The 16,072-nt window shown below is 56.9% G+C and carries 15 protein-coding genes; 11 read left to right on the forward strand and 4 right to left on the reverse strand.

Features of this window, described 5'->3' with window-relative positions; translation table 11 throughout:
- The first annotated feature begins 178 nt into the window (after positions 1-178).
- The 8 genes from sufC (at position 179) to M4951_RS11605 (ending at position 7,571) form a co-directional block, all read left to right on the forward strand.
- Entirely contained in the window at positions 179-1,000 is an 822-nt protein-coding gene (sufC, locus tag M4951_RS11570) for a Fe-S cluster assembly ATPase SufC (RefSeq protein ID WP_262026641.1), read from the forward strand.
- A gap of 67 nt (positions 1,001-1,067) precedes the next feature.
- Positions 1,068-2,483, forward strand: coding sequence for a Fe-S cluster assembly protein SufB (sufB, locus tag M4951_RS11575; protein WP_262026642.1), 1,416 nt, complete (start codon positions 1,068-1,070; stop codon positions 2,481-2,483).
- A gap of 100 nt (positions 2,484-2,583) precedes the next feature.
- Positions 2,584-3,909: a Fe-S cluster assembly protein SufD gene (gene sufD / locus M4951_RS11580; RefSeq protein WP_410050426.1), complete on the forward strand. Its 1,326-nt coding sequence runs from the start codon at positions 2,584-2,586 to the stop codon at positions 3,907-3,909.
- A gap of 28 nt (positions 3,910-3,937) precedes the next feature.
- Positions 3,938-4,252, forward strand: coding sequence for a non-heme iron oxygenase ferredoxin subunit (locus tag M4951_RS11585; RefSeq protein ID WP_262026644.1), 315 nt, complete (start codon positions 3,938-3,940; stop codon positions 4,250-4,252).
- Between the two features lie 17 nt (positions 4,253-4,269).
- Positions 4,270-4,590: a metal-sulfur cluster assembly factor gene (locus M4951_RS11590; RefSeq protein ID WP_002652893.1), complete on the forward strand. Its 321-nt coding sequence runs from the start codon at positions 4,270-4,272 to the stop codon at positions 4,588-4,590.
- Positions 4,591-4,956: 366 nt separating this feature from the next.
- Entirely contained in the window at positions 4,957-5,937 is a 981-nt protein-coding gene (locus tag M4951_RS11595; RefSeq protein WP_262026645.1) for an ATP-grasp domain-containing protein, read from the forward strand.
- A gap of 22 nt (positions 5,938-5,959) precedes the next feature.
- Positions 5,960-6,970 carry a hydantoinase/oxoprolinase family protein gene (locus tag M4951_RS11600; RefSeq protein ID WP_262026646.1) on the forward strand — a complete coding sequence of 337 codons (1,011 nt, stop codon included), beginning with the start codon at positions 5,960-5,962 and terminating at the stop codon, positions 6,968-6,970.
- Positions 6,971-6,977: 7 nt separating this feature from the next.
- Positions 6,978-7,571, forward strand: a complete 594-nt coding sequence (locus M4951_RS11605; protein ID WP_262026647.1) for a hypothetical protein — start codon at positions 6,978-6,980, stop codon at positions 7,569-7,571.
- A 52-nt stretch (positions 7,572-7,623) separates the two neighbouring features.
- Here M4951_RS11605 and M4951_RS11610 read toward each other — a convergent pair whose 3' ends face one another.
- Entirely contained in the window at positions 7,624-8,991 is a 1,368-nt protein-coding gene (locus M4951_RS11610) for a DUF1598 domain-containing protein (protein ID WP_262026648.1), read from the reverse strand.
- Positions 8,992-9,373: 382 nt separating this feature from the next.
- On the opposite strand from M4951_RS11610, the gene M4951_RS11615 reads away from it, so the two are divergent.
- Together M4951_RS11615 and M4951_RS11620 are read left to right on the forward strand one after the other, a co-directional pair.
- The gene (locus M4951_RS11615) at positions 9,374-11,413 is read left to right on the forward strand and encodes a sigma 54-interacting transcriptional regulator (RefSeq protein ID WP_262026649.1); all 2,040 of its coding nucleotides are present in this window, start codon (positions 9,374-9,376) and stop codon (positions 11,411-11,413) included.
- Between the two features lie 289 nt (positions 11,414-11,702).
- Positions 11,703-12,230 carry a chemotaxis protein CheX gene (locus M4951_RS11620; RefSeq protein ID WP_262026650.1) on the forward strand — a complete coding sequence of 176 codons (528 nt, stop codon included), beginning with the start codon at positions 11,703-11,705 and terminating at the stop codon, positions 12,228-12,230.
- Positions 12,231-12,282: 52 nt separating this feature from the next.
- On the opposite strand, the gene M4951_RS11625 is transcribed toward M4951_RS11620, so the two are convergent.
- Together M4951_RS11625 and M4951_RS11630 are read right to left on the reverse strand one after the other, a co-directional pair.
- Positions 12,283-12,963, reverse strand: coding sequence for a TIGR04283 family arsenosugar biosynthesis glycosyltransferase (locus M4951_RS11625; RefSeq protein ID WP_262026651.1), 681 nt, complete (start codon positions 12,961-12,963; stop codon positions 12,283-12,285).
- A gap of 22 nt (positions 12,964-12,985) precedes the next feature.
- Positions 12,986-13,435: a thioredoxin family protein gene (locus M4951_RS11630; RefSeq protein WP_262026652.1), complete on the reverse strand. Its 450-nt coding sequence runs from the start codon at positions 13,433-13,435 to the stop codon at positions 12,986-12,988.
- A 389-nt stretch (positions 13,436-13,824) separates the two neighbouring features.
- Here M4951_RS11630 and M4951_RS11635 point away from each other — a divergent pair, with 389 nt between their 5' ends.
- Entirely contained in the window at positions 13,825-14,832 is a 1,008-nt protein-coding gene (locus M4951_RS11635; protein ID WP_262026653.1) for a Gfo/Idh/MocA family protein, read from the forward strand.
- Between the two features lie 24 nt (positions 14,833-14,856).
- Here M4951_RS11635 and M4951_RS11640 read toward each other — a convergent pair whose 3' ends face one another.
- Positions 14,857-16,041: a serine/threonine protein kinase gene (locus M4951_RS11640; protein ID WP_262026654.1), complete on the reverse strand. Its 1,185-nt coding sequence runs from the start codon at positions 16,039-16,041 to the stop codon at positions 14,857-14,859.
- Between the last annotated feature and the right edge of the window lie 31 nt (positions 16,042-16,072).

Here is a 16,072-nt window from a genome sequence, read left to right on the forward strand (position 1 = left end):
GAGTTGCCGATTCCGCATCACAGCGGTTGGGTCGACGCCCCGGGGGGCGACGCTCCATTAACAGATCATCAAAAAATTACGGGCTAAGTTGGACCGGTTCCAACTTCGTTTAGTTCGATGCTTCGCCGCTCGGTATTAAAGAGTGTGGTGAAGCGCTATGGGATTGATTGAGACGAGCATGACCGACGTTTTAAAGATTGAAAACCTGCATGTCGCCGTAGAAGGCAAGCCGATTCTCACCGGCGTCAACTTAACGATTCGCCGTGGCGAGACGCACGCGCTGATGGGACCGAATGGTTCCGGTAAGAGCACGCTCGGTTACGCGATTATGGGGCACCCCAAGTACGAAGTGACCGATGGCGCGATCTGGCTGAATGACGAGAACGTGTTGGAGATGGCCGCTGACGAACGTGCCCGAGTTGGGTTGTTCATGGCCTTTCAGCGCCCGATGTCGATTCCCGGCGTTAAGCTGGCCGACTTCCTGCGTCATGCGACGACCAATGTTCGCAATCCCGAACGTAAAGAGGGTGAAGAACTGATTCCGATGCGGGAATTCCGTCAGGAAATGAAGTCGAAGATGCAACAATTGCAGATGGATCTCGACTTCGCTCGCCGTTATGTCAACGACGGCTTCTCTGGCGGCGAAATGAAGCGTGCCGAGATCCTGCAGTTGGCGATGCTGCAACCGAAGTTCGCCATCCTGGACGAAACCGATAGCGGTCTTGACGCCGATGCGGTTCGTTTGGCGAGTCAAAGTATCGCCGAGATCGGCGGCGCCGAGATGGGGCTTTTGATCATTACGCACCATGACAAGCTGCTGGAACACAATCCGCCGGATTTCGCCCACGTGATGTTGGGGGGGCGGATTGTGGAAACCGGCGGCGTCGAACTGGCGAAAGAATTGCATTCGTCCGGTTACGATCGGATTCGCAACGCCTATCCGGACGCGGCCGCGATCGAACAAGTCATGAATGAAGAAGAGACGCAAGTCGCCGGGTAACGAAACGTATTTCGTTTCGTCAGCACGTAGCGACTTCGACCTCCAGAAAAAGAAATAGAGCAAGAAAATGGCGACTGATATTACGACAGACGCGCTCGAATCTCCGGTCGGCGAGATCAATAAATATGACTTCCGCACCGAAACCACCGGCATTTTCAAGGCCCGCAAAGGGGTCGACGCCGAAGTGGTCAATCAGATCTCGGACATCAAGAACGAGCCTGATTGGATGCGCAAGTTCCGGTTGGACTCGCTGGAGATCTTCAACGCGAAGCCGATGCCCAAATGGGGCGGCGACATCGCGATTGATTTCCAAGACATCTTTTACTACCTGAAGCCGACCGATGGTCAGGGTCACACCTGGGACGACGTCCCGGCTGAGATCAAAGATACGTTTGAGCGGCTCGGGATTCCGGAAGCGGAACGCAAGTACCTCTCTGGGGTCAAGGCGCAGTTCGAGAGCGAAGTGGTCTACGGTTCGTTGCAGGAAGATCTCGCCAAAAAGGGCGTGCTCTTCACCGACACCGATACGGCCGTTCGCGAACATCCCGAATTGCTGCGGGAATACTTCGGCAAAGTCATCGCGCCGGACGACAACAAGTTCGCCGCGCTCAACTCGGCCGTTTGGTCCGGCGGATCGTTTATCTACATTCCGAAAGGAGTGAAGATTGACTTCCCGCTGCAGGCCTACTTCCGGATCAACGCCGAAAGCATGGGGCAGTTCGAGCGAACGCTGATCATCGTGGACGAAGGCGCCCAGGTCCACTACGTCGAAGGGTGCACCGCCCCGATGTATACGACCGAAAGCTTGCACTCGGCCGTGGTCGAAGTGGTTTGCAAGAAGGGGTCGCGTTGTCGTTACTCGACGATTCAGAACTGGGCCAACAATATTTACAACCTGGTGACCAAGCGGGCCCTCGCTTATCGCGACGCGACCATGGAATGGGTCGACGGCAACTTGGGAAGTCACCTGACGATGAAATATCCGGCCGTTTACATGATGGAGCCGGGCGCTCGCGGCGAGATTTTGTCGATCGCGTTTTCGGGCAAGGGACAGCATCAAGACACCGGCGCCAAACTGGTGCACTGTGCTCCCAACACCACCGGACAGATCGTGTCGAAATCGATCTCGAAGGATGGGGGACGCGGCAGTTATCGCGGTTTGGTCAAAGTGGAGGAAGGCGCTACCGGCTCGAAGTCGAGCGTCGTCTGCGATGCTTTGATTCTCGACCCGAAAAGCCGTAGCGACACCTATCCCTACATCGAAATCGCCGAGCCCGACGTTTCGATCGGTCACGAAGCGAGCGTTTCCCGCATCGGTGAAGAGCAACTCTTCTATCTCATGAGCCGCGGTTTGTCTGAGTCGGAAGCGAGCACGATGATCGTCAACGGCTTTATCGAGCCGCTAGTCAAGGAACTGCCGATGGAATACGCCGTCGAGTTGAATCGCTTGATTGAATTGCAAATGGAAGGTTCGGTCGGTTAGTCCGAATCGTTCCACCCCTATAATTGCAGTTCGGCCGGGCCCGCTGCCCTGGGTCCGGCCGAAACTGTTTTCTTACTGAGACACTTCCGCCAATAGAGTTATGCCGATGGGCGTTACTGCCGTGACTGATACCGCCAAATTCAGCGCCTCCGCGTTGGACGAATTGATCGCCAAACGACAAGAGCCAGATTGGCTGGTCGATCTTCGCCGCGCCGCGTTCGAAACCTTTTGCGAAAAAGCGTTGCCTTCGCGCAAGGAAGAAGAGTGGATGCGGACCGATATCCGCACGTTCCACCTTGATAAATTTGACCCGCCGGCCGAACTGACCGAAGTCCCGGCCGATCTGCCGACCGGTCTGCTGACCGAAGGGGTCGATCTCGGCGGTCGTCTGGTTGCTTATAACAGCCGGACCGTCTCTTCCGAGCTTTCCGAAGAACTAAAAGCGCAAGGAGTCATCTTCGGCAGTTTTTCCGAAGTGTTGGCATCGCATCCCGAGATCGTGCGTAAGCATTTCGCCCAGGCGGTCGATCCGCACTTCGACAAGTTCTCGGCGATGCACGCCGCGTTCTTCACCACGGGACAAGTTTTGTACGTTCCGCGCGGCGTGGTGGTGAAAAAGCCGTTGCACGCGTTGTCGTTGCTGGGCGCAGGCGGCGTCGATCTGGGGCACACATTGGTGATCTTGGAAGAAGGCGCCGAAGCGACCATGCTGAACGAGACGGCCAGCATCGATGAAGCCGCACCGGGGCTCCACTGCGGAGCGATCGAACTGTTCGTTCACCCGCGAGCTCGCCTTCGCTATATCAATTTGCAAAACTGGGGACGCGGCGTTTGGCACTTCGCCCATCAAAAGGGGGTCGTGGAACGCGACGCCCACATCCAGTGGACGATCGGCGCGCTCGGCAGCAAGCTGTCGAAGGTCAATCAGCATGTCGCGTTGGCCGGCGTCGGCGCCGAGAGTGAAGTGAACGGCGTGATGTTCACCGAAGGTCGTCAGCATCTGTCGTATCACACGCTGCAGCATCACGAAGCCCCCAATTGCCGCAGCAACTTTCTGTACAAGACGGCCCTGCAAGATCGCTCGCGCACCGTGTGGCGCGGCATGATCAAGGTCGACAAAGACGCGCAAAAGACCGACGGCTATCAACGGAACGACAACCTGTTGTTGACCGAGCATTGCCGCGCGGACTCGATTCCTGGGTTGGAGATCGAAGCGGACGACGTTCGTTGCACGCATGGCGCGACGATCGGCCGTGTCGACGAAGAACAAATTTTTTACGCCCAATGCCGCGGCTTTACGCGGAAAGAAGCGATTCGTGCGATCGTAATCGGTTTCTTCCAACAGGTCTTTGACCGGATTCCGGTCGAAAGCGTGCGGGAAGCTTTGGGCAAAGCGATCGCGACGCGCGTTCGCGAGTACGAATAAAAACGCGGCTAGAAAGCATAAAGAATACATGGCTGAATTTGTACGTGTCGCGTCGGTGGATGCGATTGCGGATCCTGGCAAAAGCGTTTTTGAAGTCGACGATCAAGTCGTGGTGGTGTTTCATGTCGATGGGCAATTCTCTTGCCTGGATGATGTTTGCACGCACGACGATGGGCCCCTCGGCGAAGGCCGTTTGGAAGGGGGTACGATCGCCTGTCCGCGGCATGGAGCCAAGTTTGATATTCGCACCGGTGCGGCGCTCTCGATGCCCGCCACGCGAGCGACGGTTTGTCACGAAGTCAAAGTAGAAGACGGCGCCGTTTGGGTTCGGCTTCGCAGTTAGTAGGGAGAATCAGTTCAATGGCGATTAGCGAAGATTCCGTACGCGAAGAAATCAAGAAAGTGATCGACCCCGAGTTGTTCGTCAACATCGTCGATCTCGGTCTGGTTTACGTCATCGATGTCCAACCGGCCGACGAACCAGAAATGTCGAACGTCTTGATCGAAATGACGATGACCAGCCCGGCCTGTCCCGCTGGCCCGCAACTGATTGGACAAACCAAGCAGTTTGTCGGTCAGATCGAAGGCGTCAAAGAGGTCGAAGTGAAGATCGTCATGGAACCGCCGTGGACGCCGGATCGCATGACGGAAGACGCGCGAGATCAGCTCGGCATCTTTTAGAAAACGGGCCAGATAATTGTCTCGTCACGCGAGCATTTTCGGGCGTCATGTTTTTATTAGCCGTAGTGCGTTAGCACCGGTTTCTGATGAGAACTCATTTGCGAAAGACAATTGGTGACAGAAACCGCGGCTAACGCCGTGCGGCTGATTTCGTGGAAGCCGAAAATAGCGGTTTGACAGAACACTAGCCCGTTGCGCCAGCGAGGGAATGCGGGTCGCCACTTCAAGCCGTGTTGGCGTCGCCAGCCGCATTCCCTCGCTGGCGCAACGGGCTAGTGTCGAATCGATTCGGATTTCGATCTCCGTCATTCCTTTGCGACCGTATTTCCCTCGCTCACGCTCTTGGGCTACGAAGAGGTTCGCACCGTGAAACGCGTCTTCGTTTACGAGTTCATCACCGGCGGCGGGCTTTTCTGCTTACCCAACGCGCCCTCACCTTCCGGTTCTCTCTTGGAAGAGGGAGCTTTGATGCGGTCGGCGGTTGTGGACGGACTGTTGGAAGCCGGCGTTTCTGTCTCATTGCTGCGAGACCAACGACTGCCGGCTGAAGGGAAGCCAGGGTGCGAAGAGGTGGTCGTTACCTCGTCGGCAAACGAACGAACCACGTTTGAGGCCGCCTGTGAACGCGCAGACGCCGTATTGGTGATCGCTCCCGAATTTGACTCTCTATTGCTGGATCGCGTTCGCTGGGCCGAAGCGGGGGCGGCTCGCTTGATCAGTCCCGGTTCCGACTTGGTGGCAATCGCCGGCGATAAGTGGAAGACTTACCAATGCTGGCTTCGCGCCAGCGTGCCGACTCCGCCCACTTGGCTAGCGAAAGACTTCACGCTTGCAGACGATTGCGATCGTTACGTTCTCAAACCAAGGGATGGAGCAGGCTCACAAGATACTGATTTTTTAGATTCCGTCGAAAAATTGGCCGAACGTCCCGGGGCCATTGTTCAAACTTACTGTGATGGTTTGCCTGTCAGCACTGGCCTGTTGAGTGACGGAAATCAAATCGTTTCGCTTCCTCCAGCAATCCAGCAGATCGACTGTTATAAGGGATTTCAATATCGTGGAGGCTCTTGGCCCCTTACTGGGGATCTGAAGGAGCGTGCAGAGACGTTGGCGCGACGCAGCGCTGCGGCTCTGCCACCTTTTCGGGGTTATATCGGCGTTGATATGATTCTGAACGCGATGGATGGCGGTGATTTCGCCATTGAGATCAATCCTCGCTTGACGACTTCCTATTTCGGATTGCGTCAGCTTTGTCGCGGCAACTTGTCAGCGGCGATGTTGGCTTTCGCTCTGGGCGAACCAATCGAAATCGAATTTTCCAGCGAAGCGTATCAATTCAAACTTTGACGACGTCTACGGTGATAAACTGATGCCGGTACTTGCTCTCGACGTTGGCGGAGCCAATATCAAACTCGCCAACGCTTCTGGCTACGCCGATTCGATGGAGTTTCCTCTTTGGAAACGTCGCGACGCGCTGCCTGAAATCCTGAAGGAAGTTCGCGAACATGCGCCCGTGTTCCAGCGGCTGGCGTTGACCATGACCGGCGAGTTGGCCGACTGTTTTGGCACCAAGCAGGAAGGGGTTCGTTTTATCCTCTCTTGCGTTCAGGACATTTTCAACGATGTTGAGATTCGGGTCTATCTAACCACCGGCGAACTAGCGTCGGTATCCAGCGCGGCGGAACGTCCGTTGGACGCGGCGGCTTCGAACTGGCACGCGCTGGGGCGCTACGCATGTCGTCACTTTCCGACCAAGGGAGATGGCGCGGTGATCGATATCGGTTCGACGACGACTGACTTTGTGCCGATTCGTGACGGCAAACTGCTCAACGTAGGGCGAACCGATCCGCAGCGGCTGCTCGCAGGCGAGTTAGTCTATTCCGGCATCGAACGTACGCCGATCTGTGCGATGGCTCAAACCGTCCAACTACGCGGCGCCGATTGTCCGCTGGCGGCCGAATTGTTCGCGACTTCGCTCGACATCTTTTTGGTGATGGGGCTGATCGACGAAGCGACCGAGAATCATGAGACCGCCGATGGCCGACCGGCGACGCGCGAATTCGCCAAATCACGACTGGCCCGCATGGTTTGTGCCGACGCTGAAGAGCTGACCTGGACCGAAGTGAACGAGATGGCGCGTGAGTTATATCGCAAGCAGGTAAAGTTCGCGGCCGCTCGCTGGGAACGTGCGATGAGCGCCAAGAGTTTATCGCCTGAGTTGGTCGTCATCTCAGGGCATGGCGATTTTCTGGCGGAAGCGATCTTAGACGCCGCTGGGGTCACCTCGCAACGGATTTATCTTTCGGACTTGATTAACGATCGCGCCGCGCGCTGCGGTCCTGCGTTTGCGCTCGCGGTCTGGGCGGAAGAGAACTGGTAACGCGGCTATGAACCTACGCGTCGTTAAACTGGGAGGAAGTCTCTTTGACTTGCCTGACTTAGGGCGACGCGTAGAAGTCTGGCTCGCTGAGCAAACGCCGATGCCGACCGTGCTCATCGCCGGCGGCGGCATGTTCGCCGACGCGGTTCGCCAGTTTGATGCGATTCATCAGCTCCCCTCCCCTACTTCGCATCAGTTAGCGCTGAGCAGCATGGAGTTGGGCTCGCAGGCGCTTGCCGCCCTGTTGCCGACGCTCGACTTTATTCGCGAAGCGGATCGGCTGCGGCTTGGTTTGGCGTCCGCTGCTCAAGGGATCTGTGCCGACTCGTATGTCGGCGTCTGGAATGTGATCGACTATTGGCGCAGCGAAGTCGAGCCGACGTTGAGCCTAACGTCGCTCGATTGGACGCTGACCAGCGATTCGATCGCCGCGACATTGGCCCATCGTTGGCAGGCCGATTCCTTGGTCCTGCTGAAGTCGTGTGATCGTCCCGGCGAGACGGTTAGCGATTGGGCCCAAGCCGGCGTCGTCGATCCACAGTTCACCACAGCGGCCTTAGGCGTCAACGTGACCTGGGGGAACCTGCGAGGACGAAACTAAAGAAGGCCGCGTCAAACGCGGCCCTCTTATTCTCTTGATCCAGCGGTAAGAACTAGTTCCACCACCAAGTCGCATCGCCGGATTTGGCGTTCTGTTCTCGCAGCGGCTGCATGGTTGGGACCGCTTCGCTGTTGCTGGCGACCGTCCACGAGTCGATGTCGACGCCGCCAGAGACGGTGATAACCCAGTTGCGGCCTTTCTTCCCGGCGCTGACGATGCTCGGGACATTCTTCGGAGCGTAGTATTCCGATTGGGTCATCGAGTTGGTCGCGTCTCCCAGCATTGGCAAATCGAGATTCGCTTTCTTCAGCATGTTCTCTTTCGAGATTAGTGCGGCCACGACACACATATCCATGATGTTGCGCAGTTCGCCGAAGATCTTGTCTTCGCCCGACAGTTCTTCGTAATTGGCGGTCATCTTGTCGGCCCAAGCTTTGGCGGCCAAGCCTTCTTTGCCGGTCTGTTGGACCTTGCCGTCCGCGGTGATGATCTCGTCTTCGGTCATCGCTTTGACGCCGGGGCCACGCAGTTGCCAGGCGAGGCCATCTTCGCTTTTGGCGAGCGGCTCGTAATTGCAGGCCAACCACCAACGAGGCGCGGCATTTGCATTCAGCACTGCGACCGAGGCCGTTTCAACAAAGCTCTTCAAACCACGAACCGGGGCCTTGTCGTGTCCCATCGCGATTCGCTTCATGCGGTAGTCGGCGCCGACCAACACGCGAGCGAAGTGGCTCGTTTGCGGAACGCCTTGGACGGTGACGTCCTGCATCCCCATCGCTCGTTCGATGCCTTGAACCAAGGCCGGGGACATCTGCGACGCTCGTTTCACATTGCTCATGTATTGTTGAAAGTTGATGCGACCCTGTTGGGTCGGATCGATCGAACAGGTAATGCCGCCGTTGCGGGCGTTGTCGACCGATTGCAGCGCAACAACCAAATCTTCCAGCAGCAAGACCGGTCGACCTGTCGTCACGCCGACGACCGTGCCGTGATCGTCAACTGTCCAGCCTTCGCCGGGCCCGGCCAAAACAATATCGTTCTCTTCGGGATAGACGAAGACGTATTCGATTCGTTGCAGTCCGGCGAGGTATTTCACTTCGTCCGGCAACACGCCCAGGTTGTTCGCTTGAGCGTCTTTGATTGCCGCATTCAGACCACGCAGCGATACTTTTCGCATCTCGGTGGGTGCGTTGAGTTCGCCGGGAGCCTTCTCCAGCGCTTTGACCATCTCGGCCCGCAGCATTCGCTGCGAATCGACGCTCGCGAGACCCACGACCCCTTGGGCGTCGATCGAGATACCACCGACCGAATTGGAGCGGAAGTTCTGATGCCCTGCCATCGCTGCTGTCGGCAGGGCTAACGCCGCAACCACTAGCAATAGTAGAGATTTAGTGGAAAGATAACTCACGGTCCGAATCATTGCGAAACTCCTGAGGGATGCTGGCGAAAATGACGTGCACCCAAAGCGTCTGACTTGCGTATTGGTTCCCGGAGAACCCGAGAGGGAATCTGAAGAGCGAGCGTCACCCAGCGCCGGATTTCGACGAGAGGGCAAGAAACTACACAAACTTACGATAGTTCCGGACTGCGGTATTTGCAAGAAAACGTCCGCTAAGTTACCCAAGTTCTACGGATTTGAATTATTCGCCAGGAAATTGCCGTCTCGTCCTTGGAGAGCGAGGTTACCTATAATTTAATAAACCGGCGCTCCGACTCCCCCCAAGGATCTCGGCAGACGACTTAAGTTTAATTCTGGCATGCATTTACGCTGAAAAAGCAAGGGACGGCATTTAAATTACCTGATGGTCGCCTTTTTGATTATCCGAGAAGGTTCGAATTGGACCGACGTTTTTCGCCTTGTACCGGGTCATACGGTGACGATCGGTCGTGCGCCGACCAACCAAATTGTGATCAAGGACGATCGTTGCAGTCGTTACCATGCGGAGATTTTCCTCTCGGAGGGGGAATGGATTTTACGCGATCTCGACTCTCGCAACGGGACGGTTGTCGGGGAAAACGCGATTCGGGGGGACTGGCAACTCGATTTTGGCCAGGTCATTCGGATCGCCAGCATGCAGTTGGCGTTTGTGCAGGATCTGAATACCGCCTTTCCAGACGGATCCGGCAGCAGCGCCCATCTCTTCAGTGACGTCGCTCAGAACGATCCTTCGACTTTTCGAACGGTGGATGAAGGAGAGCACGTCCTCGACATCGCCGAACCGACCACGATCACGCACCGCCGCGGAGAGACAAAGTTCCTCAAAGCGGTGGAAGTCAGCAAAGAGACCGACGCATCGACGATCCCCAAAGTTGGTAAAGCGGCGACGTTGTTGTGCAAGTTGGCTTTTGATCTCGCCAACCAGACCGACATTACCGCAGTGGCCAATTTGGCGTTGGAAGGGTTGTTTGAGTGCACCAGCATCGACGCCGGAGCCGTGTTGCTGTTGCCGCGAAGTCATAAAGGAATCGCGACCGAGAAAGATCTGGAACTGATCGCGTCGCGCGCCGACAAAGGACCAAACTATCACCGCGTCTCACGTTTCTTAGCCAACACCGTGTTGCGTGAAGGAGAAGCGGTGCTGGCCCGCAACGTGATGGACGATAGTCGCTTCGGCATTCGCGATAGCAAAGGAGACATCCACGCAACCAGCGTCCTCTGTGCGCCGATTCGTCAGGATGGTCGCGCGATCGGCGTGGTCCATCTCTATTCGACCGACGCCGGACGAATCCCTGATCCTGATGATCTTGAGTTCGCGCTGGCCGTGGCCGACAACGTAGCACTCGCGCTCAAAAATCTAGGACGTCAGCTCGAACTGACCGAGACGATCTCCCAAACGCAGGTCGAAATTGACGAACTGCGCAAGAAGCTGGGCGCCGAAAGCCAGATCGTCGGCCGCAGTCCGTTGATTATGGCGCTGCAGCAGCAAATCGCGCGCGCTTCGCCTAGTCGAGCGACGGTGCTGATTTGCGGCGAAAGCGGCGTCGGCAAAGAATTGGTCGCGCGAGCGGTTCACTTCGCCAGCCCCCGCAAGAAAGGGCCGTTCGTCTGTTTGAACTGCGCCGCGCTCTCTGAATCGCTGTTGGAAAGCGAACTGTTCGGTCACGAACGAGGTGCGTTTACCGGCGCGACCGATCGCAAGATGGGCAAATTTGAAGCGGCGCATAACGGCACGCTGATGCTCGACGAAATCGGCGAAATGAGCGAAGCGATTCAAGCTAAGTTTTTGCGCGTGTTAGAAGGTCATCCCTTTGAACGCGTCGGCGGCAGCGAGCCGGTGCAAGTCGACGTGCGGGTGATTGCCGCGACCAACCGCGATTTGGAGAAAGAAGTCGAGCGAGGAAGGTTCCGCCGCGACCTTTATTTCCGCTTGCGGGTCGTCGAGATCACCGCTCCCCCACTCCGCAAACGCCCCGAAGACATCGTCGAACTGGCGAGTCACTTTCTGGAAAAGTACAACGCCGAGACCGGCCGCAAGTTGCTTGGTTTTACGCAAGCCGCCTACGAACACATGAAAAAATATCGCTGGCCCGGCAACGTGCGCGAATTGAAGAATGTGATTGAACGAGCGGTCGTATTGGCGCAAGGAGAGCGAATCGAGATCGACGATTTAGCGCTTTCGAACCTGGCGACGTCGGGAGACACCGCCGACAATATTTCGCTCTCGGACGAGTATGAGCCGGCATCGTTGGCGGAAGTGGAACGTCGGCATATTGCGTTGACGCTTGAGTCGACTGGCTGGAACAAAAGTCGCACGGCCAGCATTCTAGGGATCGAACGATCGACGCTCGATCGCAAGATTCGTCGCTATCAACTTCGTCCCAATACGACGATCCAGCGCTAGTCCGCCGCCTGGTGAATCGTTGGTTGCGGGGAATCGCAAGGTGCGATTGCAACGATCGCGTCGTCTACTTCAGCCTAATAAGATCTTCAAAACGATTGGGACGTTCCGATTATGTCGGTCACGGCATTTCTACGCGTTTTAGACGACTCGACGTTTCAGAAAATGGACATTGACGGTCGATTCTCAGCTTCAAGCCTAAAATCGTAGCGAATACTTTTTTGGAATTGTGCGGCCATGTTTGGTCGCGAATTAGCCACAATTCAAGCACCGTACAGAGCGGCGACTAAACATGGCGACAGCAGAAGCGAATAGCTCGGCCAGCTTTACCTGCACCGATCCCACCTTAACGCAAGCCGTTATCGAATCGGTCAGCGGCGCACTTTCGATGTGCAACATGACGGCTCGCTGCGTCGGCGTCGCCGCAGTGCCGATGGGTGAAAAAGGGCTGGTCACCGGCATCATCGGCGTGCATGGCAAAGTTTCCGGTTTCATTACCGTGAACATGTCGGAGCGATTGGTGATCAAAGCGGTCGAAGGACTGCTGCAAGACGAGTTCGGCAAGTTGACGTCGCAAGTGGTCGACGGAGCCGGCGAACTGACCAACATCATTTGCGGCGGCATCAAGTCGAAGCTCGCGCGAACTCTTTGGGCCTTTCAAGGAATCACCGTTCCTTCGGTGATCGTCGGCGAAGGGTATCAAATGGCGTTCGCACGCGGACTGGAGTTCGTCAGCGCCACCTTTGAAAATGCCGACCCCGAAGCGGTGATGCTGGAAGATCGCTTGATGAGCGTCAGCATGTCCTTCTTGCGACTGTAAGCCAGCGCAGAAAGAGAGATGGTCGAACACGGCGGTTTCGTCGCCGCGTTCTCTATTTCGGTTGATCGTGTCGTCGATATCGGGCGGCCAGTTCCTCCAATGGAACGCCGCGGTGATAGGCGGCCAACAGTCGCCAGTTCAAAAGGGTTTGACGAATCACGCCCTGCTTTCTCCAACGTCGCGCCGATGTGATCACCGGACCCGGCAATAGCGTCGGCCAATGCTGCTGACGCAGTTTTCGCGAGAGCAGATAGTCTTCGAGAAACGGGACGTCCGCAAATTGGCCCGCTTGTTCAAAGATCGCTCGACGGACGGCGATCGCCTGATCTCCATACGGCAATCCTAGCCAGCGAATCCGCAGGCAGTTTCCCCACTCGACCAGTCGATAGACAATCGACGCCGCGTCGATTTTTTGGCGAAACGCCCCAAAGACAAAGTCGCCGCCCCGCTGACGAATCTGCGAGATCGATTCGGCCGAAAGCCGACAGTCGGCGTGTAAGAAAAGCAGCACGTCGCCGGTAGATGCGGTGACGCCTGCATTTTGTTGAATCGCACGACCCGGGGGGGAATGAATCAGGGTCGCGCCCGCTTGCGTTGCTAACGCGACGGTCGCATCGGCGCTTCCGCCGTCGACGACGATGATTTCATCCGCGCCAGCAGCTTGCGCCGAACCGACCGCGGCTTGAATATTGGCTTCTTCATTCAAAGCCGCGGTAATGACCGAAACTCGCACCAGGCGGTTTCTCTCGCTGCGACTATTCGCTTTCGGTATGCGAGGCCGTCACGACGGCTTGCTCGCCGGTCAGATTCTGTTGCGACGCTTGCATTTCTATAGCGCGTTCCACCAGGGTTTCGACCGTTGTTTCGGACTGGGCGCCGACCAACAGCGAACGACGCCAGCCGGTGTTCGTCTTCCGGTAGAGGATCAATTGCGGGATCGAACCACCCTGCATCAGCTGACCAGCCAGAGTCGACTGCGAATCGGCGTCCACTTCGGCGTAGGCGACGCCAGACAATTTCCCCTTGCGAAGCAGCGACGGCATCACCGAACGCTTCATCGTCACACAACCGGGGCACCAATTGGTTCCCACGAGAATCAGCAGCGGTTTGCCAGTTTCGTCAGCCGAGCGAAAAGCGGCAGGGTAGTCATGTTCGCCACCGGCCATGGTAGCTTGCAGCAGTACGGCGAGCAGAACGCCATGCATAGGTGAGTCCTTTGTGCGTAGTCAACATCGCGCAGCGGTAATAAAACAGTTACCGGTGGCGTGGAAAAAGCCTGGACGACTTGCGAGAAGAACTCGAGTCAGAAGCGATCCGTCAGAACCACATCCTGCGACGTCAGTCTTAACCTTGCCCGAGGTAGGAAACCGTGCTGCGCTCCTGCGACAGGGGTTTTGGGTCTTCCAAAGTCACGATTAACGCCACAGTTTACCTGAGTCGTTACAACCTGCAAGGACTTCCCTGTTATAAAAAACGGCGCAATTCCCCTATACCTACTTCCGGGGTGCATCCAACGCATAACCATTGCCTGACGGTGCAGAAACGCTATCCTTAAGCAGCGGAACATCTTAGTCTTATTCTAAACGGCCAGTTCATGCGTCTGCGAGTAGGTGTTATCGGGCTTGGGCCAGAATGGGATTCTCGTCATCGACCGGCTCTCCTGGCACTGGGAGATCGATTTCATGTCGAATCGATCTGTGACGAAGTATCTCTACGAGCCGAAAACGCCGCTCGTCAGATCGGCGCCAAAGCGGTCAACGGCTTTCGGAAGCTGGTCGCAACTCCCGAGATTGAAGCCGTTTTGATGCTCGGCCCGCAGTGGCACGGCGTCGAACCGTTGATTGCGGCCTGTGAAGAAGGAAAAGCCTTCTATTGCACGTCCATTCTCGAAATCGCCGGCGCCAACTCGGCCAATCTCCGCGATTCGGTCGATCGGGCCGGAATCGCGTTCATGGCCGAGTTCCCGCGTCGACATTCGCCAGCGACCATTCGGCTCAAAGAACTGATCGCGACGCGTCTCGGAGCGCCTCAGTTGCTCTTTTGTCACGAGCGAATCCGGAAACCCGAAAACGCCGCCGTCGATCGCTTTGGACAGCGCCCCGTCAAACGTCATGTCGCCGAATTGGTCGATTGGTGCCGCTATGTGGTCGGCTCGGAAGCGCAAACTGTCTTTGGCGTTCAGCACCGCAAAGATGCTGACAACAATCTCGACTACGAGATGTTGAGCGTCGAGTTCGATTCCCCCACCGGTGGCCCGCCGGTCATCGCACAGATTAGCGCTGGCAGCTATTTGCAACATCGCTGGCCCGAAGCTTCGTCGTTCCGGCCGCCTGCCGCATTGCAGGTCTGCTGCGCCAACGGAGTCGCTTTCGTTGACCTGCCGTCAACATTGATCTGGTTTGACGAAGCTGGCCGCCACATGGAGTCGCTCGACCACGAGCGCCCCGTCGGCGAGCAAATGCTCAGTCTCTTTCACCGCAGCGTCACCAGTTTGCTGCGCAACACCAGTTGCCTGAACGACGTCGACTGCGCCCTGCGCGTCATGCGGGCCGCTGACGAGAGCTACGAGAGCCGCACCCGCGTTGCAATTGACGCGGCGTAAAACCGCCGACAAAAAATGGGCCCTCTACTCTTCCACCGTCTCGTCCAGCTCTTCGTCCAGACCGCGCAACTCTTCCACCCACAGGCGAATCTCGTTGTCGTATTCGCTCGCCATGTCTCCTTTGACCAATTGGCGGTGGAATGCGGCGGCGCCTCCCTTGCGTAGTTCGGCGTCTTCGGCCGAGGGAAAACGGCGCATCGGATCAGGGGCGATCAGACCGCGACAGAAACTCATCAGCAATTCATTGCAGGCAACTTCGGCCGGCAAAATATCGTTCAATCGCTGCGCCAAAAAACGCTTCGCTTCCAGCAATTCGCGATAGTTGTTGATCCCGCCGAACAGCGATCGTCCGGCCAGCATTTCGATCAATACATAGCCCAGGCTCGCCAGATCGCTGCGCGGCGACGCTTCGTTTCCTTCCAGCACTTCCGGCGCTGCGTAAGAAGGAGTGCAGGTTCGCTCTTTCGGAGGCGAATCAATCAGAAAGGCCGAGCCAATATCGATCAGTTTGGCGGTGCCGGTCCGCTTTAACATCATATTGGAAGGCTTTACGTCGCCGTGGACGATCCCTTCGCGATGCAGCGCCGCCAGAGCCGCCAGGCAATCGCGTACGATCGCGACGGCGACGCCTGGCTTAAATCGGGGCTGTTCCGGCCCGCGCGTGACGATCACCTGATTGATGTATTCCCACCGCTTTTGCGTGACGCGGTCACGAATGCGTTCGACCATGCCGGGGGTGAGCAACTCTTGCAAGTCATAGCCGTCGACCCATTCCATCACCATCACTCGGATCCGGCGACGATCGAGGAAGTTATGGACTTCCAGCAAATTGTGCTGTTGAATCTGGGCGACGCGTGAAGCGATATGTGCGATGCGAGACATCGCCGCTTCGTACGAGTGAATCCCTTCGTAGCGCTCAGGAGAGAATACCTTCACCGCCAGCGGAATCGTGAAGTCATCGGCGCCGCGGCGCTCGGTCAAAAAGACCATCCCCTGGCCGCCGCAACCCAACAACCGCCGCAATTTGTAATGCTCGGTCCAACTGGATCGTTTGGCATGGACAAGCTCGTCGTACCGCCGCAGCAGATCCTCTGGGCACTTGAACGTTTTCCCCTCGCTGAAGGTGAGCGTGGGATGCAGGTCGTGGCGCGTGGTGGTGAGCATCGGCTGCGCCTGGTCATCACCTGAGGGGAATTCGGAGTCTGCCATTACTCGGACCGAATCATCTTAAGATGCATGA

This window comes from Blastopirellula sp. J2-11, from assembly GCF_024584705.1.
GTDB lineage: Bacteria > Planctomycetota > Planctomycetia > Pirellulales > Pirellulaceae > Blastopirellula.

Excerpts from the sequence above, each read along its gene's own strand:
- sufC (WP_262026641.1), top strand. The coding sequence starts at position 179 with ATGACCGACGTTTTAAAGATTGAAAACCTGCATGTCGCCGTAGAAGGC.
- sufB (WP_262026642.1), top strand. The coding sequence starts at position 1,068 with ATGGCGACTGATATTACGACAGACGCGCTCGAATCTCCGGTCGGCGAG.
- sufD (WP_410050426.1), top strand. The coding sequence starts at position 2,584 with ATGCCGATGGGCGTTACTGCCGTGACTGATACCGCCAAATTCAGCGCC.
- M4951_RS11585 (WP_262026644.1), top strand. The coding sequence starts at position 3,938 with ATGGCTGAATTTGTACGTGTCGCGTCGGTGGATGCGATTGCGGATCCT.
- M4951_RS11590 (WP_002652893.1), top strand. The coding sequence starts at position 4,270 with ATGGCGATTAGCGAAGATTCCGTACGCGAAGAAATCAAGAAAGTGATC.
- M4951_RS11600 (WP_262026646.1), top strand. The coding sequence starts at position 5,960 with ATGCCGGTACTTGCTCTCGACGTTGGCGGAGCCAATATCAAACTCGCC.
- M4951_RS11605 (WP_262026647.1), top strand. The coding sequence starts at position 6,978 with ATGAACCTACGCGTCGTTAAACTGGGAGGAAGTCTCTTTGACTTGCCT.
- M4951_RS11610 (WP_262026648.1), bottom strand. The coding sequence starts at position 8,991 with ATGATTCGGACCGTGAGTTATCTTTCCACTAAATCTCTACTATTGCTA.
- M4951_RS11615 (WP_262026649.1), top strand. The coding sequence starts at position 9,374 with ATGGTCGCCTTTTTGATTATCCGAGAAGGTTCGAATTGGACCGACGTT.
- M4951_RS11620 (WP_262026650.1), top strand. The coding sequence starts at position 11,703 with ATGGCGACAGCAGAAGCGAATAGCTCGGCCAGCTTTACCTGCACCGAT.
- M4951_RS11630 (WP_262026652.1), bottom strand. The coding sequence starts at position 13,435 with ATGCATGGCGTTCTGCTCGCCGTACTGCTGCAAGCTACCATGGCCGGT.
- M4951_RS11635 (WP_262026653.1), top strand. The coding sequence starts at position 13,825 with ATGCGTCTGCGAGTAGGTGTTATCGGGCTTGGGCCAGAATGGGATTCT.
- M4951_RS11640 (WP_262026654.1), bottom strand. The coding sequence starts at position 16,041 with ATGGCAGACTCCGAATTCCCCTCAGGTGATGACCAGGCGCAGCCGATG.